We start from the raw sequence: 26,959 nt of genomic DNA on the forward strand, positions 1-26,959 counted from the left end.
GATCGGCCGGCACCCCCATCGGTGGGGACACCGGCCGATCGCGCCGAGACGCAGTCACGGCTCTGTCAGGTCAGTTCGAACCCTGCACGACGCCCGCGATCACGGACGGCGGACCGGCGACGACCGGCTTCACGCCGTTGCCGGGGGTGACGAAGGTCGAACCGTCGGGCAGGGTCAGACCGCTCGCGGTCGTGAGGCTCAGGGCCCCACACTCGCCCGGGGCCTCGGCGAGGCTGAGCTCGACGTCGACCGCCTTGGCCACGTACTCGACGCCGGTCGGGCCCATCAGGGTGCCGTCGGCGATGGCGAACAGCGGCTTGTAGTGGTCGGAGTTGCCGTCACCGTCCAGGTCGACCTGCTCGTCCGGGATGCCCCAAAGGGTCCCGGCACCCTCGTACTGGAGCAGCACGGTCTTGCCGTCGAAGGTCGGGTCGTCGTTGCGATCAGCCGCGGTCGTGTGGAGGTAGCTGAACTGGATCGGCGCGTCGAACTCCGCGTAGTCGCCGCCCGAGGTGACGAGGGCCTGGAACTTGTTCCAGGGGTTGTGACCGGTCTCGTAGACGTAGTACTCGGAGGCGGACCACAGGTCCCAGATGTTCGAGACACCGGTCAGGTCGGTCACCATCGGACCGGAACGCATGCCCCAGCTGAAGGGACCGCTGGTGACCTCGACGCCGGTGTCGAGGCCGACCACGGTCTCGACCGAGCCGTCGCCGTTGACGTCGTGGATCAGAGTCAGGTCCGCTTGGTCGAAGGTGAACTCGTAGGGCGTCCCCGCGTCGGGCGCGTTCGCCATGTAGATCGACCCGGCCTCGGCGTTCACCTGGGAGATCTCGCTGGCGAGCATCTCGGTGAAGCCGTAGAGGGTCAGGGAGGTGGCTCCGTCGAACAGGCTGTCGCCGCCACTCACGATCTCCTCGGAGGAGTAGCTGATGGTGCTTTCACCCTCGACGTAGTTGACCGACCCACCCAGGGTGTTCGACCACATGCCCAGCCACTCTCCAGAGGAGAGCACCAACGCCTGGGTCGGGCTAAGCGCGTCCCAGTCACCGGTGCTGTCGTTGAGCACCGCGGTCTTGAACCAACCACTGCCGTTGTAGCTGACCCGGTAGTAGGCCGGCGTGCCGCTGAAGTCCCACCACTCGAAGAGGTCACCGGTGATCTCGGCCAGGGTCAGGGTGTCCTGGGTGTAGCGGATCAAACGACCCGGGGCCTGGGCCACGGTGTATTCCGTGCCAGAGCCGGAGCTGCCGTAGTTGACCTTGGTGACGGTGTCGCCGTTGTCGACCGTCACGCCCGGGGGCAGCCACATGCCCCAGTAGCTCATCCAGCCGTACTCGCCACCGTCGGTGACGAAGTTGAAGCCGCCGTTCATCTCGACCCGCTCGCCGGCGTCGGGGCCGCTCGCGTTGTAGAGGGTGTAGCCCCAGACGCTCTGATTGAATTCCGTGCGGCTCAGGCAGACGGGCGTCTCGGCGTCCTTCTGGCGCAGGACGTGGGTGTCGTCGTAGGCCAGGGTGTAGTCCTGGGTGATCACACCGGTGTCGCCACCGCCGAAGTCGTAGCGGTCCTGGCGCGAGACCCGGGCAGAGCCCGCGGCCTGATCTTCGGCCATCTGGACCACGGCCTGGGTCAGGGTGGCTTCGTCGCCGACGGAGGGCACGACGCCCAGGTCGCCCTTGGACTCGTAGAAGCTGAAGCCGATGTCCGTCCCGACGCTGTCCAGCGTCAGGAGCTGACCCCACAGCTCGGCGCTGCCGATGCTGGCGTAGTCCGCCGCGCGGGCGAAGTTCACGCCGAAGTCACCGAAGGGATTCGAAACACTGGCCCCCTCGTAGATCGACATCTGCGCGAAGATCGTCTCCGGCGTGCCCGGGTCGTCGCCGGGGACCCAGAAGTAGGCGTACTGGGGCGAGTCGTTCGTCGCGCGGGTGGATCGTGCCGTCCACATCTGCAGCTCGGGGGTGCTGCCCCCTTGGCCGTTGCCGCCGCCGCCGGTCTCGATCAGGCTCTGATCGATCTGGGCCAGGTAGGCACCCTGATTGACCATCACAGGGTAGGCCGTCTGGCGCGCCATCCCGAGGATCAGGTTGATCGTCCCGAGGGCCTCCATCGACGGGTCGTAGACGTACTCGTTCTGCTCGTCGGTGAAGTAGTCCGCACCGACGGGGAAGTCGCCGACCCCGGCGCCGGGTGCGACCGTTCCGCCAGCGGTGGCGCTCGAGCTCGACCCGGTGTCGGCGGTCAGGACCGAGATCTCACTGGGGCCTTCGAGCCCCGAGATCGAACCAGAGGTGCCAGCCCCGCCGCCACCACAGGCAGCGAGGGGCAGGAGCGGGATGGCGACAATCAACTTGCGACGCATGAACCTTCGTCCGGCTAGGGGGTGTGTTCCCCGGGTCTGTCCGGGGTGGCCAGCGGCGCTGTCGTCTCTCCGTCGACGGGCGATCTGGCTCGGAACGCGGCCGTCGATCCACTGCCGCCCCCTCGATCGAGGTTCGACAGTTCGCCCCAGCAGGAGCGCGGCCCGACCACCAGCCCCACGCATCGATCCGCCGGGCGTATCCCCTGGAGACCGAACGGCGAAATGCGAAATCTCAGGCCCCATGGCCCCTCGGAGAGGCCGATCAGCCGCGCCGAGGACCAGACCGGACCTCAGTCGGCCAGCTGGCGAAGCTCGGCCCGACTCGGCGGCCCCCACAACTCCAGCGGGGGCGCGGCTCCCCGCAAGCTCAGCAGGAACGCCTCGAGGTCGGCCAACTGCCCCTCGTCGAGATCCAGCGGAACCAGGATCGCTTCCCCTCCGTGGGCATTGCGGCGCGCACCCGCGAGGGTGTTGTAGTGACGCAGCACCTCGCCCAGGCTCGCGAACTCACCGCGGTGCATGTACGGCCCCGGCCCGAGGTCGCGCAGGCTCGGCGTCTTGAACTCGGCGTACTGGTGCGGGCGGCGCGGAAGGAAGCGCAGCTTCTGCGCGCCGCTCGCATCGGGGTCGTCGGAGTACTCGCCCAGCCCACCGAAGGGGTCCTCGCGCACGAGCTCGATCCCCAGGTGGCGGCCGCGGTCGGGCCGACCGTCGTCCTCGAAGGGCAACAGGGTGTCGTGGAACTCGTAGTCGGTGAACAGCGGCCCGTTGTGGCAGGTGTGGCAGTTGGCGCGACCGAAGAAGAGCTCGAGGCCGCGCAGCGCCGAGGGATTGCGCGCTCCTCCAAGATCGAGCGCTGCGTCGCGCTCCAGCGCGGTCGTCGAGTCAGGCGCCGCAGGCGAAGGGACCTCCGCCGCGGGCTCGAGCAGCCTCGCGGCCTGCCGGTCACCCGACTGCACCGCCGCGACGAATCGATCGAAGGGCGCCGGTCCGCTGACCAACTGACGCTCGTAGGCCGCGAGGGCCTTGCCGACGTACACGAAGACCTGGTCGACTTCGCGGCGCAGCTCCGGGTCCATGGCCGCCCAGGCCTGTGAGAGGGGGTGGTCCGCGTCGTGCCACACCGGGCGGGCGTGCTCGTCCGCGCGATCCAGCCCCTCGAGTGCCGGCAGGGGACCGAACACTGCTTCCAGCGCCGCGGCGAGGTCGGGATCGGCGAGCACCGTCCGCACCACGTGCACCCGCGACGTGTTCTGCTCGCGCGCCGCCTCGAGCGGGCCCAGGGCCTGGGACCACAGGCTGTCCTTGCGCCCGTCCCAACCGAGCCAGCGCAGGTGGCCCACGTTCAACAGACCCGGCGTGCGGCGCAGGTGATCGCCCGGCGCGACGCGATGGACCTCGCCGTCGTCGAAGCCGAGCTCGGGCACGTGGCAGGTGGCGCAGGAGGTCTGACCGTCGTCGGACAGGCGCGGATCGAAGAACAGCGCGCGCCCGAGCAGAGCCGCCCGCCGATCGTCGGCCACTCGGTTGGTGGGGTCGGCCGGAACCGGGGGCAGCGGCGACCCCTGGCTGACCAGTTGCCAGCGCGCCGGATCGAGCTCGATCGGCAGGGCCATCAGGGCCAACTCGAGGGGCGTCGCCTGCCGCGGCGCAGGGTCGCCCGCATCACGCCCGGGCCCCGCACAGGCCCACAACAGGGCCGCACTACCGAGGGCCATCGCCCCCGCCGCCCACTCGGCGGCGCCGCGCTCCTGCCTGGAACCAGCCACCCTCACAGGTCCAGGTCGAAGGTCGCGCGGGACGCGATCCCGCCGCGCACCACGTCCACGTGGAGCTGCCAGAAGCCGGGCATGTGGAGCAGCATCCCCTCGACGCGATAGTGCCCCGCGCCCAGCTCGGTGGTCTGCGGCACGTAGTTCATGCCGTGGCCATGGTCGGGCATGAAGGCCGAGACGCCCACCTCGGCGCCGGTGACCGGCTCGGCACCGTCCAGGAGCTCCAACTCGAGGGCGAAGAGGCGGTTGGTGGGTGTCTCCCCTTCGACCCCGCGCCAGCGCACCCGCGTCGCGCCATCCAGGGTCAGCCCGGAGTGCCAGCCCTCGGCGTCGGCCGTGAGCAGGCCCGTGCTCGGCATCGACTCGGGCCGCCGCGCCCCGCAGGTGCAGGGGTCCCCCGGGCAGGCGCACTCCGCGCCCTCGCAGGCGCAGGCCGCCGACCCCGCGCCGCCCCCCCCGCCGGGTCCGGCACAGCCGATGACGATGGCGATGGAGAGGACACCCAGCAGCGGTCGAAAGTCGGTCATGGAGAAGTCGAGGTTGCGCGCCGCTTAGGATGGTCGGCCAACGCGCCGCCGCGCCCCGATCGAATCGCCCATGGACGCCATCTTCCAGCCCTCGCGGGCAGCCATCGTAGCGGTCCTGGCCGCCCTCGCCCTCACCTGGGCCGCGCCCCTGGCGCAGGCCCAGGTCGGCACCGACGCCGGCCGGCCGATCCGCTTCGGCGACCCGGCGGCCCACCGCTGGACCGAGGACTTCTTCCCCGGCTCCGAGCACGACCCGAGCATCCCGAGCCTGGACGAGCTGCTGGGCGCGCCGGCCGGCAGCCGCATGGCCCACAGCGCCGAGATCCGCGCGGCGTTCGAGACCTGGGCCGAGCTCTCGCCACGCATGCGCCTGGTCGGGCACGGTCGCACCCACGAGGGGCGGCCGCTCTACCACGCGATCATTGCGCGACCCGATCGACTCGAGCAGTTGGACGGAATCCTCGGCGACCTCGGCCGCCTGGCCGACCCGCGCGGCCTCACCGACGCCGAGGCGAGCGGACTGATCGAGCGCCTGCCCGCGGTGGCCTGGATGGCCTACTCGATCCACGGCGACGAGACCTCTGGCGCCGACGCCGCCGGGGCCCTGGCCTGGCATCTGATCGCCGGCACCGGTCCGGACGTGACCGGCCTGCTCGACGAGCTGATCGTGATCGTCGACCCCAACCAGAACCCGGACGGGCGCGAGCGCTTCATCTCCCAGGTGGAGCAGATGGCCGGCTACGTGTCGAACCTGGACCACGCCTCCATGCAGCGCGGGCGCTGGCCCTTCGGGCGCGGCAACCACTTCCTGTTCGACATGAACCGGGACTGGATCGCCGGCGTGGCCCTCGAGACGCGCGGGCGCTGGGAGGCGATCCGCAAGTACTCGCCGCAGCTCGTGGTCGACGGGCACGAGATGGAGGCCCTCGATACCTTCCTGACCTACCCCCAGGCGGCGGCGCACCACCCGCAGTTGCCTGGAACCCTGCTGGCGTGGCAGGGACGCTTGGCCGACGACCTGGCGGGAGTCTTCGACAGCTTCGGCTGGGGCTACTACACGCGGGAATGGGCCGACGCCTGGGGCCCCTTCTACACCGATGCATGGGCTTCGCTGAGCGGCGCCGTCGGCATCCTCTACGAGCAGGCCCGCAACGGCGGCGCTCCGGTCCGACGGGCCTCGGGCGAGGTGGTGCCCTACCGCGAAGCCGTGCACGGACAGGTCGCGGCGTCGATGGCCAACCTGAACACGGTGGCCGCCGCGCGCGTGGAGCTCTTGACCGACTACCTCGCCGCGCGCCGTCAGGCCTGCGCGCCCGAGGCGGATGCGCGCGCGTTCGTGCTCGCGCCCAACGCTGCTCACCCCGAGCGGCGCGCGGCCCTCTTGGCGGTGCTCGACGGCCAGGGCATCGAGCACGAGACCGTCGGCGCGCTCGAGCTCGAGAACGCCTCCGACCGCTTCGGCGCGCACTCCGATTCGATCGAGGTGCCGCCCGGTTCGACGATCGTGCGCCTGGGTCAACCCCAGGGCCGCCTGGTCTCGGCCTACCTCGAGTTCGACACGCGCATGCCGGCGGACTACATCCAGAAGGAGCGCGCCGACCTGGAGCGCCAGGGCTACGGGAACATCTACGACGTGACCGCCTGGGACCTGGGCCACGCCTTCGACCTGGAGTGCTGGTGGGCGGACGCGCCGGCGCGCGACCTCGCGGCCTTCGAGCCCGCGCCGATCGTCGACCGCTCCAGCGACGATCCGTCCGTCTTCGCCTGGGCCGTCGACGGTTCCAGCGACGCCGCGCCGCGCTTCGCCGCGGCGGCCATGGCGCGCGGCATCCACGTGCACCTGTCCGACCGCGGCTTCACGGCCCGGGGCCTGGCCTTCGCGCGCGGGAGCCTGCTCGTGCGCCGCCACGAGAACGAGCTCGGTGACCTCGGCCAGCAGGTGAACGCCGCGGCCCGCGCGAGCGGCGCCGCCCTCGTCGCCCTGACCACCGGGCGCTCCCCCGACGAGGGCCCCGACCTCGGCGGCGGGCACTTCACCCTGCTGCAACGCCCGCGCGTCGGGCTCTTGTCGAACGAGCCCTTCGCCTCCGACCAGTTCGGCCACCTGTGGCACCACCTGGACGTGCGCTTGGGGCTCGACTACTCGATCCTCGACGCACAGTCCTTCGGCTCCTACGACCTGCGCCGCTTCAACGTGTTGATCCTGCCGCCGGGCTACGGCGTCGGAGGCCTGCTCGCGGACCACGCCGAAGACCTCGCGGCCTGGGTCGAGGGGGGCGGGACGTTGATCGCCTGCGGACCGAGCGCCGCGGACCTGGCCGACGAAGAGCTGGGCCTCTCCGACGTGCGTCGACACTCGGACGTGTTGAGTGAGATTCCCGTCTACCGCGCCCAGGCCGAACACGCTCTGGCCGCCGGCACCATCGAGGTCGACGTGGAAGCCCTGTTCGCGGGCACCGGGCCCGTGGCCGGCGACGAGCTGTTGACCGAAGCCGATGGAGACGACGAGGCCCTCGCGCGGCGCGACGACTGGATGCAACGCTTCGAGCCCTACGGCGTGTTCCTGCGCGCCGCGGTCGACCAGCACCACTGGCTGACCGCAGGGACCGGCGAGGTCATGCCGGTCTTCTTCGAGGGCTCCCACGCGCTGGTGAACTCGGGGGACACGCCGGTGCGCCTGGTCGCCGGACCCGGCCTGCGACTGGCCGGCCTGTTGTGGCCCGAGGCCGCCGATCGCTTGCAACTGTCGGCCTACGCCACGGTCGAGGGCCGCGGCGCGGGCCAGGTGATCCTGTTCGCCAGCAACCCGACCTTCCGCGGCTCCATGCGTGGCACCGCACGCCTGTTCTCCAACGCCGTGGTCTACGGCCCGGGCGCGGGGGCGTCTGCGCCGGTTCCGCGATGAGCGTGGTTCAGCACAGTCCGCGCGGCAGCCTCGCCCGAGCGATCTCGGCCCTGACGCTGGTCGCCGCAGCGGGCTGCTCCGGAGCCGAGCCGCCCCCGGCCGTCATCGACGAAGTGCCCCATGCACCCAGCGTGCGTCCGACCGACGTGGTGCTGTTCGTGGTCGACACCCTGCGCGCGGATCGCCTGGGGATGTACGGCTACGAGCGCCCGACCAGCCCACGGCTCGACGCCCTCGCGGCCGGTGGCACGCGCTTCGCCGACGTGACCTCCCAGTGCTCGTGGACCCAGCCGTCCATGGCCTCGATGGTCTCCGGCCGCTACCTCACCACGCAGATCTACGCGCCCGAGGCCGACGCCGTGAATCTCGCTCAGGCCTTCTCGGAAGCCGGTTACGCGACACTCGGCTTCAGCGCCAACATCCTCTTGACCGACCGCTCCGGCTTCGGGCGCGGCTTCGATCACTACGACGCGCGACCGTCGCGGCGCTCCAGCGATGAGATCCTGGCCGCACGCGAGTCCGACGAGCTCCTGGAGGACGCCTGGCCGGTGATCGAGGAGGTACTGCAGGACCCCGACCGCCCGCCGCTCCTGCTCTACATCCAGACCTTCGAGCCCCACTCGCCCTACCGCGAGCAGCGGCAGTGGCTCGACGAGCTGCCGGTCGACGCCCAGCGCATCGAGGCCGACACCCGCCCCCTGCGCGAGCTGTTCCGCGACCTGACCGAAGGCCAGGGGCGGCCGGCTCGCGGTTGGACGTCGGACTGGGCCAACATCGGCGACGGCCGCGCGCGCTACGAACGCGAGGTGCGCGAGACCGACCGGATCCTCGGCGACCTGGTCGACCGCCTGCGGGCGACGGGCCTGGCCGAGGACGCGACCTTCGCCCTGGTGGCCGACCACGGTGAAGGCCTGTGGGAGCGACCGACGCCCCTGCCCGAGGACGCCCCGGCGAGCATGCACCGCCCCACCCACTTCCTCTACCAGGAGCACGGCGCCCACCTGGCCCCGGAGGTGCTGTTCACCCCCATGGTCCTGTGGGGAGCGCGGGTGCCGGCCGGCCTCGTGGTCGAGCAGCCGGTGGAGAACATCGACCTGTACCCGACCCTCCTGGCCCTGAACGGGATCGAGCGGCCCGCGGGCCTCGACGGGCGCGACCTGTTCGCGGGTGAATCCGCGCCGCGCCCCTTCGCCTTCTCGGTCTCCCTGCGCGGCGAGCGCGTGCGCGAGTTGGCCACCGACCTGGCCCTGATCCGCGTGCACCCGGACCGGGTGGTGCCCGGGATCCGGCTCTACGACCGCGCCGTCGACCCCCACGAGCGGGTGGATTTGGCGGACCAGCGGCCCGAAGACGTGGCCCGCTTGGTCGCGGCCCTGGACGCCTGGCGCGCCGAGAACCCGACCGTCGACCCCCAGAGCGAGGGGCTGGATTCCGACCAGCTCGAAGCGCTCCAAGCCCTGGGCTACGGCGAGTTTCAGATCGGCGCCCGAGCCGGCGGTGGAGCGGCTGACGCGCCCGCCGACCCGACCGCGGACGACGGCCCGCCCTGAACGGGGCGGCCTACACCCTCTGTGCGCCCGCGGTTCCCGAACGACCGACGGCGTGACCGAGTCAAGGCTCGCCCACGCCGTCGAAGGTGTCGCAGGGTCCGGGGCGCGACTGCGATCTGGCAAGTCACACCCAGGGCCCCTCAGGAGGTCGGGACCGGTCGGTTACGACGCCGCGTAGACCTTCGGGACCAGCGAGCGCCGTTCGCTCGCATCGCCGGGATCGGCGGCAGCCGCTGTAGGAGGGGCGAATCCCCACTCGCCCCTGACGAGGTTGGACGCGCCGCCACCCGATCAACCCAGTTCCCCATCCAGACCACGGGGGCGGCGCGCCCTGCAACTTCTCGTCGCCCTCCAGTACGGCGATCTCGGGCAGGCGTTTCCGCGACTCGGGGAAAATCGACGGGAGGTGCCCGGCGCACCCCGGTCGAGCCCGGCGGCGCCCTCGAAGCGCTCCCGCGCCCCTACCGCTGTGCTGGCGCAGTTGCACCGAGCGGGGGTTCGGGTGGTCCGCCGACAGGTCTCGCCGGGGCCAGGGGCCCACTCCCGAGCCGCCGCGCGACCCTGGACATCCATCACGCGCACCGCACCTGCCCACGGTCCACCCACTGCCGCCAGCCCGTGACCGCCCGCCCGCTGTCCGCGCCCGCCGGACCGAGCATCGAACCGGGCCACCGTGGGGGCGGCTACCCGGCCCGCTCGGATCGCCGGAGCAACGGCAGCCAGGGACCCGAGCGGGTCACCGCCCGACCCCGGACTGGTCACCACGCCATCGCGGACCCTCTCGAACGCGGTGCCCCCGACCCGGCCCGGGCGGAGGGCGGGCCCCCCAGACCCGAGGGGTCCCGTCCTTCAGTCCTGACCGTCCTGACTGCTGTCGGAGAAGGGGGCGAGGTGGCAGTCGTTGTCCGCGTTTGGTCCGTAGCTCCCCGGATTCCCGCAGTCGGCGTCGGCTGCGTACCCGGCCTCGCTCTGGACTCCGCAGTTGTCATCGGCCTACCACCTCGTGCCGTCCGCATTGGGCTGGTTGCAGATCAGGTCGGTGTGCGTCGTGTTCCCAGTGGGCTTCCCGCGATCGAGGTCCTTCCATTTGCCAAAGATGCCCGGCTTCCCGCAGGTCCCGTCCTCGTAGGTCTTCCCGTCGTGTCCAGGCTTGGCGCAGGCCATGTCCTGGTTCGACTGGAAGTCGTTGACAGGCTGCGCACAAGCGTGGTCCCGGTGGTGCGCGCCTTGGGGACCGCCCCCCGTCGGCTTGCCACACATTTCGTCGCGTTGCTCGACGCTGGGATCGGCCCCGGCCGGGCTTCCGCAGTCGATATCTGAGTGGAGGGTGCCCTCACTCTCCTGACGACCACAGTCGTTGTCCCGGCTGAACCCCTGTCCCTGGGGCGTGGTGCAAGAGTTGTCCTTGTGCACCCCACCTCCCTCGCCGCTAGGCATCGCGCAGTCAAAGTCCGGGGAGTTGGCGCCGATGTTGCAGTCTGCGTCGGCGGAGAAGATCCCGTCGTCGTCGGGGATCGCGCAGTTCCCGTCGCCGTCCTGGGGTAGCGCGCCGGCAGGCACCGCACCGAGGAAGCTCACGGTCCGTTGGCAAGACCCAGGCCGAGGACCCCACGCAGGAAGTCCCGCCGCCCTCCGCGGCGTCCGGCACGGGGGCTGCAATCCTCGGACCCGACTCCGTCGGTCTGGCTCGACTCTTCGCTCGGCTGCTTCATGCCGATTGTCTCGTGGCTGACTTGCTGGCCTCGATCGATCGACCGGGACGTCGGTGGTCTCGCGCTCGCTCCCGGAGCCAGCTCGGTCGGATCGCTCCGCCTCGGATCACCCGTCGTTCCCGGTCAACCCGCAGTCGTCGTCCTTGTGCAGGAGCGGGGGCAAGAACCCTCCGCCGGTCACATCGACCTTGCCGCAGTCGTCGTCCTGCGAGACCCCACCGGGGATCGGCTGCGAGCAGTCGTCGTCTCTGTGGACCATGTCCAGGAGCAGAGGCGTGCCACAGTCCTGGTCGGCGAAGATCGTGGGGCCGTTGGGCTTGGCGCAGTTCGAATCGTTGCAGAAGCCGATCCCATCGGGCTTCGTGCACGAGTCGTCGGCGTAGGTGCCACTCGGAGCCTTGGGCTTGCCGCACGACGCATCCTTGATCGTCTGGAACCCATTCGGGGCCGTGTTGCAGACCTCGTCCCGGAAGGTCGGTCCATTGGGATTGGGCGACACAGGGTGGCCACACATGCTGTCGCGCTGCTTCACCTCCGGGAAGCCCGGCGCCACGAGGCGGCAGTCCATGTCGGTTTGCAGCACACCCTCTTCGCCCTGCTTGGCGCAGTCGGCGTCCGAAGCGAAGCCTTGGCCATCGCCCAAAAACGTCGCGCAGTAGTCGTCCTGGTGGTAGATCCCCTCCGCGCTCTGCTTGCCGCAATCCAGATCGGGCCCGTGGACCCCGACCTTGCAGGCCGTGTCCTTGGAGTAGAAGCCGTCGTCATTCGGGATCGCGCAGTCGCCGTCCGCAGCGCCCCCCTGCACCGAGGCTGCCGCTGGCACCGCACCGAGAAAGCTGATGGTCACGTTCGCGAGCCCCAGCCCGAGCACGGCGCGGAGGAAGTCGCGACGACCCTTTCCGGGCACCTCGGGCGACTCTGCATTTGCGGCGGACCCATCCGAGTCCGGCTCATGCGGCTCTTCGTTTCGTTCTTTCGTCACAGCCGGCCTCCTGTAGGGATCGTCTCGGGAAGGTGTGAATCAGGCCTCTGAGCGGTCGGCGGGATCCGACTCGACCTCGACGCGCAGGTCTTGGAGCCGACCGTGCTGGCGAAGCTTGTGGACCAGGTAGATCAGGCGCTCGTGGCCCCCGCGGATGCCGTTGCAGGACTCTTCGTCGGGTTCGAGGATCGCGCCACCCTCGTCGGAGATGTACCAGGGACACTGCCCGCCGCAGGTGATGCGCGCCCAACACTTGGAGCAGTGCTCCTCCTTGACGCCGAGCAGGCGGTCGTAGTAGTCGCGCAGCTTGGTCTCGTCGAGACCGGTCTCCAGATCGCCGAGCAGGAAGGCGTCCTCACCGGCGTAGCGGTGGCAGGGGTAGATCTTCCCGTCGCGGGTGATCGCCTGCATGTTGCGCCCCACGCCGCAGCGAATGCTCGGCGCGGTCGACGGGCCCTGCAGCGAAGGCAGGAACTGGGCGACGCCCTGCTCGAGGTTGTGCGCCTCGGAGGGACGCGGCCCGCGCCCCTCCAGCCAGGTCACGTAGGCCGCGATCGTCTGATCCGAGGCATCGCGCGTGCGCTGGTTGTCCTGCGGCGTCAGGTCGAACTCGTCGTTCTTGTTGGCCCGTCCGTTGCTGGATCCGAGCATCACCCGACCGAAGCCCTCACTGCGCAGATAGCTCTCAACCGCGGCCCCGTCGCTGTTCTGATGGGTCAGCGTGACCCGCACCATCGCCTCGCGCAGGCCCGCGGCCCGCTGGGCCTCGACGAGCTTCTTACCCCACTCGATGGCCTTGGCGCCGGTGCCGCGTCCGCCGAGGTCGACCCGGTGGCGATCGTTCAGTTCCGGCGGTCCGTCGATACTGAGCATGACCGAGAACTCGTGCTCGACCATGTAGGCGATGATCTCGTCGGTCAAGAGCGTGCCGTTGGTGGTGACCTGGTAGTAGAAGGCCTTGCCGGTCTCGGCTTCGCGCGACTTCGAGTAGTCGACCAGGCGCTTGATCAGGTCGAAGTTGAGCAGGGGCTCGCCGCCGAAGAAGGTGATCTCGACATCGGGGCGCCGACCGGAGCGCTGGATCAAGAACTCGATCGAGCGCACGCCAGTCTCGTAGTCCATGCCCGTTCCGGTCGAGTGAAAGCCGCTCTGCACCTCGTAGCAGTAGGTGCACTTGAGGTTGCAGTTGGACTGCACCATCAACATCATCTTGCGCGGGTGGTGCTGCACCAGGCTGTCTGCGACGAGTCGCTCGATCTCGGCGACGCGACTGGTGTCCTCGGTGCGCAACAAGCCGGCGCTGTGGAGCGTCTCGAGCTCGTCGATCAGGAGCTCGACGTCGTCGTCGTCCCAGGCCGACAGGCGGGCGCGGACCTCGCCGGCCGGCTCGCGCAGCTCGATGCCGCGCAGCACCTGGAAGAAGGGCTCGCTGACCTCGAGCACCGAACCCGTTAGCAGGTCGTAGACCAGGTGGTCGCCCGCATAGGTGAAGGCGTGGAAGCTGGGGCGCTTCCCGGGCAGCATCGACTCGGCGAGGGCGGCGATGCGGCTCTCGACGACGGTCGTCGGCAGGATCTTCTCGATCATGGCAGGGCGAGGCTGAGGACGCGCCGGGTCCGGAGCGCACGCCTCCCCTCGTAGGCGGCACGCGCTACCCGGCGCTCTCCTGCGGCGCGGTCGGACGACCGTTCCGTCGCACTTACTCGAGAAATCTCCGGCGGCGTCCCCCGAGCGGCCCCTACCGCCGCCCGTGGTCCACCAGCACCTGGGCCACGCAGCAGGTCAGGCCGCGGGCCATGGGCAGGTGCAGGAACTCGTTGGGACCGTGGGCGTTGGATCCGGGGCCCAGGACGCCGGTGATCAGGAACTGGGCCTCGGGGTAGCGCTCGCCGAGCATCCCCATGAAGGGGATCGACCAGCCCTCGCCGGTCAGGGCGGAGGGCTCTCCGAAGTAGGTCGTCGACGCCTCGCGCATCGAGGTCTCGAGCCAGGGCGCCACGGGCGGCGCCTCCCAACCGGAGGCGGCCTGCTCCGGGGTGAAGCGCACCCGCGCGCCGGGGGGCGGGTCGGACTCGAGGGTGCGGCGCACCACCTCGGCCGCCTGGCCCGCGTCGACCGTCGGGGGCAGTCGCAGGGAGAGCTTGAGCTCGGTCGCCGGGCGCAAGACGTTGCCGGCATCGGCCACGGCGGGCAGGCCCCCGGCCCCGACGATGGCCAGGGCCGGACGCCAGGTGCGGGCGAGGACGTGATCCAGGGGCTCGCCCGCGCGGGGGCCGGCGCCCTCGGGCAAGGGGAAGCGACCGGACATGTCGGCGCCCAGGGCCCGGGCCACGGCGCGGGCCTGGTCCAGGCGCTCGGACGGCACGTCGGCCTGGAGCTCGGCCGGCAGCACCTCGCCCGTGTCCGGGTCCTCGAGGCGCGAGAGCACCTGCCGCGCGACGCGGAAGCTGTCCGGCACGATCCCGCCGGCGTCGCCCGAGTGCACGCCCTCGTCGAGCACGTCGACCCGCAACACGCCGGTCAGGATCCCGCGCAGGGAAGTCGTGCTCCACAGGCGCTCGTAGTCGCCGGCGCCCGAGTCGAGGCAGACCACGAGGCTGGGCGTGCCGATGCGCTCGTCCAGGGCCGCGAGGTAGGGCGGCAGGTCGAAGCTGCCGCTCTCCTCGCAGGTCTCGATCAGGACCACGCAGCGCGCGTGGTCGCAGCCGGCGCGGCGCACCGCGCGCACGGCGGTGAGCGAGGCGAAGACCGCGTAGCCGTCGTCCGCGCCGCCGCGACCGTAGAGGCGGTCGCCGTCGATCACCGGCTTCCAGGGGCCGAGCCCCTCGCGCCAGCCCACCATCTCCGGCTGCTTGTCGAGGTGGCCGTAGAGCAGGACCGTGTCGCCGGCGGGCGCGCCCCGGCCGGGGATCTCGATCAACAGGACCGGGGTGCGGCCCTCGAGCCGCACGACCTCGATCGCGGCGTCGTCGAGGTCCTGCTGGGCCTGGCACCAGGCGTGCGCGAGCTCGATGGCGCGTTCGATTTCACCGTGCGCCGCCCAGTCGTGGTCGAAGTGCGGCGACTTGGCGGGGATCGCCACGTACTCGATCAGGGCCGGGACGATCGTGCGCTCGAACTCGTCGTCGACGAAGGCGCGGGTGGAGTCGGGGTCGAGGTGTGCGGAGGTGGCGTCCATGGGGATACGGTGCCGCAGGCCCGTGCGGCGATGCAACAGACTCGGCGGAGCGACGCAGGACGCGGCGTGAGTCGGGCGTTCGCACGGCGCAAGGCACCTGTCGGCCGGCTGGCCGGCCGTCAGTCCGGGGCTCGCTCCTGCGATCCGTTCTCCGCGACGCGCACCGTCACCGGCCAGCCGGGGTATTGCCGCCCACCCGGCCCCGCGAACCTCGGCCAGCATTCGAATGTCACCTCGCGCGCGCCGGGGTCCAGGCGCACCAGCCCATAGCCGGGCATGCCGCGGAACAGGGCCATGGGCGAGAGCTCGCCACCCGCCAACTCGCGCAGCGCCGCGTCCTCCATCGGGTTCGCGGCGGCGTGGACCGTCACCAGGTTGCCGAGCCCGTCGGTGAACTCACCGGTGTAGTCCGCCGGCTGCGGGAGTTCCGCCGGCCGACCGCTGGCTGCCAGACTCGGCCACCAGGCCCGCGGGTAGAAGTTCGCGATCGACGGACCCGTGAAGTCGAAGACCGCGTCGCCCGGGGCCTCGATGCCGTGCTGCACCAGGGTCGCCAGGTGCTGGTCCCCGGCCAGGTGCACCGCTCCCGCCCGGCGCAGGAGCGCGACCGCGCGATCGCGACCCGAGCGCGGCCAGCCGTTGCTGTCGAGGTCCGCGCCGAGCCGCTCGAGCGCGGCGCCGTGGTGAGTCGCCATGCCGGCGAAGGGTGACTGGGACACCGCGACCTTCATCCGCGCGCCGCGGTCCGCCTCGGCCCAGCGCGCCAGGAACGCCTCCTGGGCCTCGCCCAACAGTTGCAGCCCCGGCGGATCGAGCAGCGCCCGATCCTCGGGTGGACTCGCCCAGTGGTCGGGCCGATCGGTGTCCGTCTCCGGCATCCGCTCGTCCAGGCAGCCGCTCTTGAACTTGCGGTCCTCCAGGATCGCGATCGACGCGCAGCCCCAGACCAGCTCGCCGTAGCGCGCCGGCAGGCCCTGGGCGATCACGCCTCCCGGGTGCGCGGTGTCTGGCAGGTGTGACGTCTGGGTCGCCTCGACCACCGCCACGAACTCCGCGGGGTGCTGGTAGCCCCCCGCCTGCTGCTGCGTCGCGACGATGCCGCCCTCGCCCCACAGGTTGCCCTGGTACACGTCGTGGTCGTCGGGCAGCACGATCGTCGGCCGCGTGCGCGTCAGGTCGCGGAAGGCCAGGCACCAGATCAGCCACTTGTAGAGGTAGTCGAGTTCGAGGTTCTGGCGGTCCACGCCGGTCGGCGACGCGCCCTCGTAGACCTGGTCGCCGACGAAGGCGTACAGGTCGGGCTCGTGGGCAGCGAGGTTCGCGACGAGGTCGGCATGGGGAAACCAGGACCCCGTGCGCCAGTCGCCGCGGTCGACGCCGCCGCTCGCGCCCCAGCCGCCGACCAGGTCGTGGGAGACCTGGTGACAGCAGTTGAGCAGGGCGATCTCGAGGGGTGCGTCCGGCGCCGGCTGGCGGGGCACGTCGATGTAGGTCGTGTAGGGGTCGGCAGTCGACCCGGCGATGGTCCGCACCCCCTCCCGCATGCGGAAGGGCACGAACACCGTGGCGACGAGGGTCTGGGACTTGCTCGAGTCCCAATCGTCGATATCGAAGCTGGCTGTCCAGGACTCCGGAAGGACCTCTTCAATGGAGACGAGGGCCAGAGATCCGTCCTCGAGGATCGAGAGGACCGCGGAGGTCGGGCCTCCTGCGTGGGTCTCGGGCAGCGGCATCATCTGCAGGGTCAGCCTCAGCCGGTCACCGCTGATCGTGTAGAGCGCCGAGACGATCGGCGAGAGCTCCTGCCGCGGCTCCACCGCGCCCTCGCGGCCGACGATCCGCAGGTCGTCGAAGCGGAAGGCCGCGCCGGGGCCCTTGCCGCTCGGCCCCGGGTCGGCGACCAACCCCACCTGTCCGCGCAGGCCCACGTCGGGGAGGTCGCCGTCGGCAGGGGCGGCGACGGCCGCCACGCGCTGCAGCACTTCGCCCGACTCCGGGTCGCGCGCCTCGAGCGTGAGTCGGTGCCCACCTTCGCCGTCCGGCTCGAGGTCCAGACCCAGGCGCAGGCCGTCCGCCGGCAGCGGCGTCGGTCGCCCGTCCACGGCTCGCGCGTCCAGTCGCGCGACGGCCTGGGGCGAGTCGAGTCGTTCGATCGCGAGCTGCCCCGACGCGCTCACCCCGGCGAACCAGCCGAAGCCGCGGCCGACCGTGCCCTGGACGAGCAACCCGTGCAGCGGGTGCACGCCGTCCTCGGGCCCCGCGCCGCCGGCGCCCACGAGGAACCCGGCCCAGGCCCCCGGCTCGAGCTCATCGGAGCCCGCTCCGACGGTGACCTCCAGCCGACGCGGCTCGTCCGCGCGCGACCACGCGCCGGCCGCGATCGCCGTGCGCCAACGCAGGCCCGCGGGCCCGACGCACTCCAGGGCCTCGTCGCGGATCCGCCAGTCCTGCAGTCGATTGCCCCACAGCCCCTCGCCCAGCCAGTAGCGGTCGGCGGCGCGAGTCCAGTCCTCGGCGAGGGCGAGCGGGAGCTCGCCCTCACCGCTGGCGGGTGCGGGGAGCTGGGCGACGGCGAAGACCAGGGCGGCGCAGAGCATGGCCGAGGATAGGACCGATCCCCGGAGGGGGAACTCCCCGGTCCGCCCCCTCCAGCCCGGGGCCCAGCCTGCCGAGTCGACTCCCAGGAGACTCCCCATGACGACCCAAGCCGAACTCGCCCGCATGGCCCCGCCGGAGACGGCGAACGAGCCCCTGTTCACCGACCCCGACCTGGCCGCCTTCGCCGAGTACCTGCAGACCTACTCCGCGGCCGAGGGCTGGTTCGCGATCGAGTCCGCCGCCATCTGGGACAGCCTGCTGGCCTTCCAGGAGCGACGCAACTGGGGCGGGCACCTGCTCGAGGTCGGCGTCTACAAGGGCAAGTCCGCGGCCCTGATGGCCAAGCGCGCCAAGTCGTCCGAACACGTCTGGCTGATCGACCGCTTCCTGCGCCGCTCCGACGTGCAGCGAACCCTGGCCGAGGTGATCGAGCCCGCGGACCCCCGCCTGCACCTGGAGAACTTCGACTCGTTCCAACTGCAGCGCCACCCGGGCCTGGTCGACCAGTTCGGCAAGTTCCGCTTCCTCCACATCGACGGCGAGCACTCCGCCGCCGCCGTGCAGGAGGACCTGGCCATGGCCCACGCCTACGGTTCGCGCGAGTGCCTGGTCTCGGTGGACGACATCCTGAGCTGGACCTACCCCCAGCTCACCGAGTCGCTGTTCCGCTACCTGCGCGAGCACCCCGACCACTTCTCGCTGGTGCTGATCGGCTTCAACAAGGCCTACCTGGCGCGCCCCGCCTACGCCCACGAGTACCTGAAGTACTGCCGCGAGGACCTGATCGGTCGGCTCGAGCGCATCGGCATCGACGCCCAGTTGTCGAAGTCCAGCTACCCCGCCGAGCTGAACGCCTTCGGCATCGGCCCGCGCCACGACGGCCAGGCCTACCGCGGCCTGGACCACGACAACTCGATCATCCTGTACTGAGGGCCATCGGCACGGTGGACGGCAGCTCCACGATCGAATAGCTCCACCTGGCGGTGTGGGCGAAGGTGTGCGACACCCTTGGGATGCTCGTCGCCATCGCCCTCACCGTCGCGGCCGCGTGCCAGGGAGAGCCTCCGGCCGCCGCGCCCTTCCACGCCGTCGGCTTCCACTCGAGTTGGGTCCTCGACGAGGGCCGCCGCTATCGCTATCCGGGCGATTCGGGGGCCGTCTACGGCGGTCCCCACGGGGCTCCCCGCCCGGTGTTGGTCAACGAGTGGTACCCGGCGACCGGGACCGACCCCGAGCGGGCCATGGTCCACGGGGACTACTTCGCGATCGAGTCGGCGGGCGAGCGGATCGCGCCCTTCGCCCAGGCCCTCGCCGAGTACGCGCGGGAGATCGCCCGCGAAGAAGTCGGCGCGCAGACCTTCGAAGCCGCGCTGAACACGCCAGCCCGCGTCTTTCGCGACGCGGAGCCCGCGACCGGCCCCTTCCCGGTCGTGCTCTACCACAGCGGCGCGGGGTCGAGCTTCGAGGACAACGCCGCCTTCTGCGCGCGCCTCGCGAGTCGCGGCTACGTGGTGCTCGGCAGCGCCTTCTGTCGCGCCGACGGGTCCGACCTCGGCATCGACGGCGGCGACGGGTCCGGCGACGACCTGGAGCTGCTCACGCGGCACGCGGCCAGCCTGCCCCATGCCGACGCGGGTCACCTGGCCCTGGCCGGGCACTCGGCCGGGGCTCAGGCGGTGCTGCGCCACGCCTGCAAGCCGTCGTCGCGGGTCGACGCTCTGGTGCTGCTCGACACGACGGTGGACTACTACGGCCTCGACATGCCGCTGCATGCACGGCTGGTGGACGAGGTGCTCGCCGCGGCCGACGACCTCGCGCTGCCGCTGTTCGCGGCGGCGAGCAGTGAGGCGAGCTTCCAACTCTGCGACCGCCTGGATCGCTGCCGGCGGATCTACTGGACCGTGCCCGCGCTCGGGCACAACGAGTACATCGCCCAGGGGCTACAGGCGCTCACCGCCGACGATAGTGAGCACGCCACCGCGGTGCGCGCGGCCCACACGAGGCTCGTCGACGACGCCGTGGCCTTCCTCGACGCCGAGCTGCGCGGCGAGGGCGGCGCGCTCGCGCGGGCCATCTCGGCGGGCCGCGCCTCGACGATCGGTGGGCCCGCGCCCCACGTGGAGCTCGCCGAGGTGGGCGTGGCGGCGCCGGCGCCCTACGACCCGCAATCGCCGAATCCACCCACTCCGCGGCAGCTCCCGCACCTATTGCGCGAGCGGGGCCCGGCGCTGACCGGCGAGGTGCTCGTGCGCTTCGCCGGCCGCGGCTGCCCCTGGGAGGAGAGCAACATGGTGCTGGGGTCGCTCCTGTGGGAGCTGGTCGAGACCGAGGGCCGCGTGGGCGAGGCCCGCGACCTCCTGGCCCGGATCGAGACCTTCCGGCCGCGCGTCACCAGCCTGTTCACCTTCCTCGCGGACTTCGCCGAGCTGGTCGGCCGACGCGCCGACGCCCGCCGCGCGGTGGCGGTCCACAGCGCCCTCGCGCCGGACGACGAGGCACTGCGGAGCAGGCTCGCGGACCTCAGCGACCCGGCGTCGGATCGCTGAGGCCGCGCGCCGGCTACTCCACGCCCAACTGCAACTCGATCGAGTTCCCCGCCAGGTCGGGCGCGTACATCGCGGCGGCCGTCGCGGGCAGGGCCGCGAAGGTGCCGGGCGTCTGGGCGCGCAGGGTCGTGCGCAGCTCCCAGGTGCCGGCGGGCAGGCGGTCGATGAAGCTGACCACGCGGGTGTCGCGCAGCTCGCGGTAGACCCATTGGGACCGGCCGGTGTAGCCGACGCCAGCAAGCGGTTGGCGGTCGCCGGTGGTCTGTGGCAGGGCCAGGGGGTCGTCGCCGAAGCGCTGGGCGACTTCGTCAGCGCGCAGCTCCTGGGCCCAGGCGGGGCCGCCGGAGGTGAGCTCGACGGCTTCGAAGCCGGCGGCCTTGTGGTCCTCGACGATCACGTACTCGAGGGGCACGCGGGTGTGGAGGGTGACCACGACTTCGACGCGGTCGCCGCTCGCGACGACGTCGCCGTGGGCCAGGGGCACGCGCTCGAAGACCGTGCCGGCGAGGAGCGTCTCGCGCGGCGCCAGGTGGAACACGTCGCGGCGCACGACCAGCTCGTTCGCGCGGGGCGCGATGCGCTCCTCGATCGAGAAGGTGCGGGCGGTGACGTGCCAGTAGAGCCGGCGCGGCGGGCCCTGCTGCTCGAGGGCGACCACGTGGCGACCCTCGCCGAGATTGCTCACGGGCCAGCGCAGGGGCTGGATCCACGGGCGCGACGGGTCGAAGCTGCCGCCGCCGATCTCGGTGCCGTCGACCAGCAGGCGGAACTCGCCGGGCGCTTCGAGCTCGCCACGGGCGCGCACGGCGTCGACCAGGGCCAGCACGCAGATGGCCGTGTCGCGGGTGCTCTTCCAGCGGGCGCCGCGGCGGTTCAGCACCAGCCATTCGATGGCCGGCTCCACCAGCGCGTTGTCGGGGTCGACCGCCAGGAGCGCGCGCAGGGCGAAGGCCGTGGCCTCGGTCCCGTCCTGGCTCCAGCGGTAGCCGATGCCGTCGTCGCCCCAGTGGGCGGTCAGTCGACCGCTCGCAGCGATGCCGGGTTGCAGCACCCCGCCGCTGCCGTCCTCGCGCACCACGCCGTCGGCGAGGTTCCGAAGCAGCACGGCGGCCTGCTCGTCACGGCCCAGGTCGTGGGCCGCGAGCAGGAGCGCGGCCAGGCCGTAGGCGCCCAGGGACTGGCGACCCGAGTAGGTCAGGTCGAAGGCGCGACCCACGGCCTCGCTGATCTGCAGCTTCGCGCCGCCCGCGTCCTCGAGGCTGCGGCGAGCCGCCGCCCAGGCGTGCAGCTCCCAGGCGCCGAGTTGGGTGTCGGCCTCGGTCTGCACCAGTCGTTGCTCGAGCCAGCGCGCGCCGTTCTCGATCGCCCCGCGCGGAACGTCCACACCGGCGTCCAAGGCGAGCGCCAGGGACCACACCGCGTAGCCGGTCATGAACGCGTCCGCGCTGCCGCCGGGCCACCAGGAGAAGCCCCCGTCGCCGCGCTGCATGGACAGCACCCGCTCGAGACCGTCCGCGACCATGGCGTCGATCTTGGGCAGGGTGGCCTCGCGCTCGGTGTCGGGGGCGCGCACGTGGCTCGGCGGATCGAAGGTCGACCTGGCGACGGCTTCGCGGTCGAAGCCGAGCTCCTCGAGCGCGCCCAGGGCCACCACCGTCGGCACGAAGCGCGACAGGGTCTGCTCCAGACAGCCGTAGGGGTAGTCGGCCAGGTAGGGCAGGGCCGCGATGGCCGTGCTCGCGAGGCTCGGCGTGATGACCACGTCGACGGCGGTCGAGCCCGGCCGCGCCGGCGGCAGGTCGACGACCAGCTCCGCGCGCTCGGAGTCCGCGACCCCGGCCGCGGCGATGACCACGTCCAGGCCGTGCTCGATCACCGGCAGGATGCGCTCGATGCCGTCCGAGCGCTCGGATGAGGCCACCATGGCCATGAACTTCGCCTCGCCCGCGCCGCCGGCGCGCACGAGCCAGTCGACCGTGACCTCGGCCCCGGCCGGCACCGTGACCATTCCAGCCTCGCTGTCCACGACCCCACCTGCCAGGGGCCCGACGATCTGCGCCGCGTCGAAACCGGCGATCGGCGTCGTCAGGAGGACCTGACAGGGGATCGCCGCGTCGGTGTCGTTGCGCACGAGGGTCGAGACGACCGCTTCGTCGCCGGCCACCAAGAAGCGCGGCGTCGCCAGGCGCAGGAGCAGCGGCAGGGTCGTGCGGGCCGCCGAGCGGCGCTCGAGGCCGAAGGACGAGTGCTCGTCGCAGGCCACCGCGCCGAGCTTCCAGCGCGTGGTCGAGTCGGGCCAGGTGAACTTCAACTGCGCCGCTCCGTCAGCGTCGGTAACGACGTCCGCGTCCCACAAGGCCGTCTCGCGGAAGTCGACGCGGACGCTTGCAGTCGGCGTCCCGGCGCCAGCGAGGGCGAAGAACTGGACACCCGGAGGCCCGGCGAGAGCCATGTCTCGACTCATCGCGGGCGTGGCGGACTCGGCGTAGCCCAACCGCTCGATTCCCTGGCCGAGGAAGAAGTCGGAGTCACCGGCTTCCCGGCCACCGACTCCTGCGCGCACCTTCCTCGTCTCGTACTGCACCCCCACCGTGTCGCCGGGTCCGCGGTAACCCTGCGCCTCGCGCTCCGACCGCCAACCGAACTCGTCGGTCAGCTCGAAGCGGCCGTAGGCGTTGCGCTCGAAGCTGGTAGCGCGCGACGCCCGCCACCAGGAGCTCTGGCCGAAGTAGGTCAAGCGCGGATCGCCCGACGCCTCGGCCGCGATCGCCGTGAGCGACTCGTCGAACAGGGTCACCGACAGGTGCGACTCCACCGGCTCGCCGGCGTGGTCGCGCACGGTCAGGTCCAGCGTCGCCACGTCACCGGGCTCGTAGACCTCGCGGTCGAGCTCGGCGTCGATCGCCAGGACGTGCTGCGCCGGCGGCACGACCAGCGTCTCGCTGTCCGTCAAGAGCTGCCCGTCCTGCACCGCGAAGATGCTCAGGTACGTCTGCGGCACGTGGCGCTCGGCCAGGGGCAGGGCCACCAACTTCGCCGTGCCGCCGATCCGCAGCACGCGCAGCTCGAGCTCGCCGCGGGTCTCCACCGCGAGCAGCACCGCGCGCCGCGAGCGGTCGGTGACGATCAGCACCTGGGCCGCCTCGCCCTCGGCGATGGCCTCGGCGTCCAGGAACAGCTCGATGCCGCCCGAGCGCAGCCCCACGTCGTTCGTGCCCTCGGTGCACACGATCACGCGCGCCTCGCCGACCACGCGCCCGCCGCTGCGCGGGTCCGCGGCCTCGAAGCGCACCAGGTAGGTCCCCACCCCCGGCGGCGTGGGCGTCCACTGGGCGCGGCCGTCGGGACCGGTGGTGAGCGGGATGCGCTGGATCTCCTGCTCGACGTCGTGGGGGAAGGTGAGGTCGGTGGGGATCCGCGGACCGAAGGCGTCGACCCACTCGACCTGGGTGTACGAGCGCACCTGGACCAGGCTCGCCGCGCCCTCCACCGACAGGGGATTGCCGTTCGGGTCCTCCGTGATGACCGTCGCGTCCAGCGCCGCGCCGGGGCGGAACAGGCGATGCTCGGTCTCTACCCGCGCGCGGAAGGCGTGCTCGGCGACGAGGACCGTGCCGGTCCCGGTGACCTCGCGCCGCAGGGCGTCGGTGACCCGCGCCTCGACGGTGAACTCCCACTCGCCCGAATCCAGGCCGAAGGTCTCGAAGGCCACCTGGGCGCGACCGGCGGCGTCGGTCACCGCGCTCGTGCGTTGGACCTCCTCGCCGCTCCCGCCCCACCAATAGTTGTTGTTCTGCTGGCCGAGTCCGCGCTCGAACCAGGCGTAGGGGCCGCGCGGCGTCGGCAGGGACCAGTGCTGCTGGCGGCGCACGACGAACTCGACCTCGGCCCCGGCGACCGGCGCGCCCGCGTAGGTCGCGGCGACCACCTCGGCACGCACCTCGTCGCCGAGCACGAAGACCTCGGCGCGGCCGTCGTCGTCCTCGGGCAGCTCCACGCTGACCTCGAACTCCGGACGCACGTACTCCTCCAGCCGGAACAGCTCGGACTGGCCGATCTGGCGGTCGCCCTCGAGGAAGCGCAGCTGGTAAGCGCCCAGGGTCTGGTCGACGGTGGTGGCGAAGGAGCCGCTGGCGGTGCCGAAGGTCGACAGGTCGAGCTCGCCGCTGGCGACGACTTCGCCGCGCGGGCCGTAGATCTCCCAGCGGGGCGCGCGGCCCACGGGCGGCTCCCAGGTGCCGTCCTTCGACAGGACCCGCGCCATGACGGAGAAGTACACCTCGTGCCCGGGCCGGTAGGCGGGGCGATCGGTGGTCACGTGCAGGCCCCACTCGGCCGGATCGGGTCGGGCGCTCGAGAAGAGCACGCTGTAGGCCGGCCCCGAGTCGGTCGACACGAAGGCCAGGATCTGGGTGTTGCGCGCGTCGCCCACGTCGATCCGCGCGAGGCCGTCGCCGTCGGCGGTGGCCCAACGCTCGCGCCAGACCCAGTCGCCGCCGTCGACGCGACAGCGCGCGCGCACATCGAAGCGCACCCCGCCCAGGGGCTCGCCGTCGGTGGCCCTGGTCGCCCACAGCCACAGGTCGCTGGCCGCGGCGTGGGTCACGAGCGCGGCGTCGGTGACCAGGATCAGCTCGCGTTCCTCCACGCCGCCGGCGCGCGCCACCAGCACGTACGCGCCGAGCTCCGGCGCCGGGTCGAGTTCCAGGTTCGCGTCGCGCCGACGGTAGTCGCCCACGTCGCCGGTCGCGTAGCTCCACGCGCGCTCGGGCGAGCGGCCCTTCACGTCGACCTCGCTCAACCAGCTCCAGGGCGATTGGTCCGAGGCGTCGAAGTGGACGTCGCGGGCCGGATCGATGGGATAGAGGGCGAACTCGACCGCCTCCACGTTGCGCGTCTGGATCCCGAAGCCCACCTGCGACCCGGGCAGGAACGCGCCGGGGGTCCACAGTTGGACCGAAGGTCCGGTCAGATCCCCGAGTCGATTGTTCGCGCCGTTCCACCAGCGCGAGGAGTCCTGGCTGTAGTCGCCGCGCAACTGGCGATAGAGCGCGACGGCGCCGACGAGGTCCACCTCCAGCTCGAAACGCCCCTCCTCGTCGCGCGTGAAGCGACCGACGTTCTCGAGGTGCTGCGCCAGGGCCCACAGGGCGTCGTCGTGGGCGCTGGTCGCGCGGCCGATGGCGATGACCTGCTCCAGGTGCTCGATGGCCCGCGCTTGCTGCCGGGGGGTGCTCGCGACTTGCAACCCGAGGTGCGCCAGCACGAGGTGCGCGCGCCCGCGCTCGTCGTCGCCGCGCACGAGGCGCAGCGCCTGCTCGGCGAGCTCGATCGGGATCTGTCCGCGGCCGTAGCCCGTGTCGAAGTCACCCGGGGCCCAGGGCGGCTGGGCCAGGCGCCAGAAGATCGACAGCCAGTGCTCGCGCGCCCGCTCGAGGTCGGACGAGCGCCCCCACCACTCGAGCGCCGCCGTGTAGTCCGCCAACGCCGGCCCGATGTTCCAAGTGCGCGTCCGGGCCCAGTCGAGGTCGCCGAGGGATTCGCGCGCCATGGCCCAGACCAGGTCGCGGTCCTCGACCCGCGTGTCCGCGGGCGAGAGCACGCGCAGCGTCTCCCGCGCCGCGTCGATCACCGACGTGTCGCGCGTGTTCGCGGCGGCGCGCCAGCCGCTGTCGGCCAGTCCGAGCTCCAACCGGCGCCGCTGGGCGTCGGTCAAGTCCAGGTCGCCCGACTCGGCCTGCGCCTCGATGGCGCGCCACACGTCGTGGGCCGCGGCGTCGCTGCCCTCCGCGGCGAGCGCCTCGGCGCGGCGTACCTGGCTCTCCAGGTCCCACTGGAGCGGGCGCGTCGCCGGGTCGGGCGTGGCGAGGCCGAGGGCGGCGAGTCCGACCAGGGTCGAGATCAGGGCGAGGGCGATGGCGATTCGTCGGAACATGGCTGGTAGAGGGGACCGGGTGCGGCTCCGGCGTGCAACGTCACAGGGCGTACCTGTGTTGGGACGCCCTTGCAGCTAACCTCTCGGACAGCGTGCCGACCCTGATCGTCTTCACCCGTTGGCCCGAGCCCGGCCGTACCAAGACGCGGCTGATCGGCACCCTGGGGGCCGAGCGCGCGGCGCTGCTGCAAGCTGCACTGACCGCCCGGACCCTGGACGCCGCCAGGGAGGCCGCCGCTCGCATCCCGGGGCTGCGGATCCAGGTGCGCTTCGACGGGGGCGAGCCCGCGCGCATGGCCGGGCGCTTCGGCGACGACCTGACCTACCTGCCCCAGGGCCAGGGGGACCTCGGGGCGCGGCTCGCAACAGCGCTGGGCAGCGCCTTCGCCGGGGGCGGGGGCCCCGTGGCCGTGATCGGGTCCGACTGCCCGGGCCTGGATTCCGACTTCCTGGTCGACGCCTTCGAAGCCATGTTGCCCGGGCGGGCGGTCCTAGGCCCCGCTCTGGACGGGGGTTACACCCTGCTCGGGCTGGTCGCGCCCCACCCGGCCCTGTTCGAAGGCGTGCCCTGGGGCACGGCCGGCGTCCTGGCCCAGACCCGGAATCGGGCCGAGGAGGCCGGACTGGCCGTCCACCTGCTGTGCCCCCTTGCGGACGTGGATCGCCCCGAGGATCTATCTTTGGTCGACGACCTCCTGAGCGAGCTCGACGGACTGTGAAGGCTATGTGAAGGCCGGCACAGTCCGCAGCTTCAGGGGATCATCACGGAACCCTGATTCTGAATTGGGGGGCCGATTCAGGCCGACCGTGTTCCCTAGGGAGCCCAGCGGTAACCAGCGAGCACTCCCCTGCTCGACCGCCCAACGGCCTCTCCGCCCAGCGGCAC

14 protein-coding genes are annotated in these 26,959 nt (G+C 71.8%); 5 read left to right on the top strand and 9 right to left on the bottom strand.

All coding sequences use genetic code 11. The annotated features are described in order from the left end of the window. Positions 1 to 70 precede the first annotated feature (70 nt). The 3 genes from Pla133_RS22690 to Pla133_RS22700 form a co-directional block, all read right to left on the bottom strand. Positions 71 to 2,365, bottom strand: coding sequence for a hypothetical protein (locus Pla133_RS22690; protein WP_145069566.1), 2,295 nt, complete (start codon positions 2,363 to 2,365; stop codon positions 71 to 73). Between the two features lie 290 nt (positions 2,366 to 2,655). Beyond that, a complete protein-coding gene (locus tag Pla133_RS22695; protein ID WP_145069568.1) occupies positions 2,656 to 4,134 on the bottom strand; it encodes a cytochrome-c peroxidase in 1,479 nt (492 codons plus the stop codon). A gap of 2 nt (positions 4,135 to 4,136) precedes the next feature. After that, entirely contained in the window at positions 4,137 to 4,667 is a 531-nt protein-coding gene (locus tag Pla133_RS22700) for a FixH family protein (RefSeq protein ID WP_145069570.1), read from the bottom strand. Between the two features lie 70 nt (positions 4,668 to 4,737). Here Pla133_RS22700 and Pla133_RS22705 point away from each other — a divergent pair, with 70 nt between their 5' ends. Further along, the gene (locus Pla133_RS22705; RefSeq protein ID WP_145069573.1) at positions 4,738 to 7,572 is read left to right on the top strand and encodes a M14 family zinc carboxypeptidase; all 2,835 of its coding nucleotides are present in this window, start codon (positions 4,738 to 4,740) and stop codon (positions 7,570 to 7,572) included. Further along, positions 7,569 to 9,122 (top strand): sulfatase, encoded by a 1,554-nt coding sequence (locus Pla133_RS22710; protein WP_145069575.1) that lies wholly within the window; start codon positions 7,569 to 7,571, stop codon positions 9,120 to 9,122. The genes Pla133_RS22705 and Pla133_RS22710 overlap by 4 nt, the downstream gene beginning before the upstream one ends. Before the next feature lie 993 nt (positions 9,123 to 10,115). On the opposite strand, the gene Pla133_RS22715 is transcribed toward Pla133_RS22710, so the two are convergent. From Pla133_RS22715 to Pla133_RS22735, 5 genes are all read right to left on the bottom strand, one after another. Beyond that, positions 10,116 to 10,700: a hypothetical protein gene (locus Pla133_RS22715; protein WP_145069577.1), complete on the bottom strand. Its 585-nt coding sequence runs from the start codon at positions 10,698 to 10,700 to the stop codon at positions 10,116 to 10,118. 240 nt (positions 10,701 to 10,940) lie between these two features. After that, positions 10,941 to 11,816, bottom strand: a complete 876-nt coding sequence (locus tag Pla133_RS22720) for a hypothetical protein (protein WP_145069579.1) — start codon at positions 11,814 to 11,816, stop codon at positions 10,941 to 10,943. 39 nt (positions 11,817 to 11,855) lie between these two features. Further along, a complete protein-coding gene (locus tag Pla133_RS22725; protein ID WP_145069581.1) occupies positions 11,856 to 13,403 on the bottom strand; it encodes a radical SAM/SPASM domain-containing protein in 1,548 nt (515 codons plus the stop codon). Positions 13,404 to 13,554: 151 nt separating this feature from the next. After that, the gene (locus Pla133_RS22730) at positions 13,555 to 14,994 is read right to left on the bottom strand and encodes a M20/M25/M40 family metallo-hydrolase (RefSeq protein WP_145069583.1); all 1,440 of its coding nucleotides are present in this window, start codon (positions 14,992 to 14,994) and stop codon (positions 13,555 to 13,557) included. A 119-nt stretch (positions 14,995 to 15,113) separates the two neighbouring features. Next, positions 15,114 to 17,591 carry an alkaline phosphatase D family protein gene (locus tag Pla133_RS22735; protein WP_145069585.1) on the bottom strand — a complete coding sequence of 826 codons (2,478 nt, stop codon included), beginning with the start codon at positions 17,589 to 17,591 and terminating at the stop codon, positions 15,114 to 15,116. 97 nt (positions 17,592 to 17,688) lie between these two features. On the opposite strand from Pla133_RS22735, the gene Pla133_RS22740 reads away from it, so the two are divergent. Continuing rightward, positions 17,689 to 18,522, top strand: a complete 834-nt coding sequence (locus Pla133_RS22740; RefSeq protein ID WP_419191865.1) for a class I SAM-dependent methyltransferase — start codon at positions 17,689 to 17,691, stop codon at positions 18,520 to 18,522. A gap of 83 nt (positions 18,523 to 18,605) precedes the next feature. Beyond that, entirely contained in the window at positions 18,606 to 20,138 is a 1,533-nt protein-coding gene (locus tag Pla133_RS22745; protein ID WP_145069589.1) for a dienelactone hydrolase family protein, read from the top strand. 13 nt (positions 20,139 to 20,151) lie between these two features. On the opposite strand, the gene Pla133_RS22750 is transcribed toward Pla133_RS22745, so the two are convergent. Next, complete coding sequence (locus Pla133_RS22750; protein ID WP_145069592.1) at positions 20,152 to 26,073, bottom strand: alpha-2-macroglobulin family protein; 5,922 nt, start codon at positions 26,071 to 26,073, stop codon at positions 20,152 to 20,154. 32 nt (positions 26,074 to 26,105) lie between these two features. On the opposite strand from Pla133_RS22750, the gene Pla133_RS26680 reads away from it, so the two are divergent. Next, the gene (locus Pla133_RS26680; RefSeq protein WP_419191866.1) at positions 26,106 to 26,792 is read left to right on the top strand and encodes a TIGR04282 family arsenosugar biosynthesis glycosyltransferase; all 687 of its coding nucleotides are present in this window, start codon (positions 26,106 to 26,108) and stop codon (positions 26,790 to 26,792) included. The last annotated feature ends 167 nt before the right edge of the window (positions 26,793 to 26,959 follow it).

Origin of the sequence: Engelhardtia mirabilis (assembly GCF_007748095.1) — a bacterium.
Classification (GTDB): domain Bacteria; phylum Planctomycetota; class UBA1135; order UBA1135.

Bases quoted from the DNA above. Each gene is read 5' to 3' on its own strand.
- Pla133_RS22745 (WP_145069589.1), top strand. From the start codon at position 18,606: ATGCTCGTCGCCATCGCCCTCACCGTCGCGGCCGCGTGCCAGGGAGAG.
- Pla133_RS22750 (WP_145069592.1), bottom strand. From the start codon at position 26,073: ATGTTCCGACGAATCGCCATCGCCCTCGCCCTGATCTCGACCCTGGTC.
- Pla133_RS22725 (WP_145069581.1), bottom strand. From the start codon at position 13,403: ATGATCGAGAAGATCCTGCCGACGACCGTCGTCGAGAGCCGCATCGCC.
- Pla133_RS22705 (WP_145069573.1), top strand. From the start codon at position 4,738: ATGGACGCCATCTTCCAGCCCTCGCGGGCAGCCATCGTAGCGGTCCTG.
- Pla133_RS22700 (WP_145069570.1), bottom strand. From the start codon at position 4,667: ATGACCGACTTTCGACCGCTGCTGGGTGTCCTCTCCATCGCCATCGTC.
- Pla133_RS22710 (WP_145069575.1), top strand. From the start codon at position 7,569: ATGAGCGTGGTTCAGCACAGTCCGCGCGGCAGCCTCGCCCGAGCGATC.
- Pla133_RS22690 (WP_145069566.1), bottom strand. From the start codon at position 2,365: ATGCGTCGCAAGTTGATTGTCGCCATCCCGCTCCTGCCCCTCGCTGCC.
- Pla133_RS22740 (WP_419191865.1), top strand. From the start codon at position 17,689: ATGACGACCCAAGCCGAACTCGCCCGCATGGCCCCGCCGGAGACGGCG.
- Pla133_RS22735 (WP_145069585.1), bottom strand. From the start codon at position 17,591: ATGCTCTGCGCCGCCCTGGTCTTCGCCGTCGCCCAGCTCCCCGCACCC.
- Pla133_RS22730 (WP_145069583.1), bottom strand. From the start codon at position 14,994: ATGGACGCCACCTCCGCACACCTCGACCCCGACTCCACCCGCGCCTTC.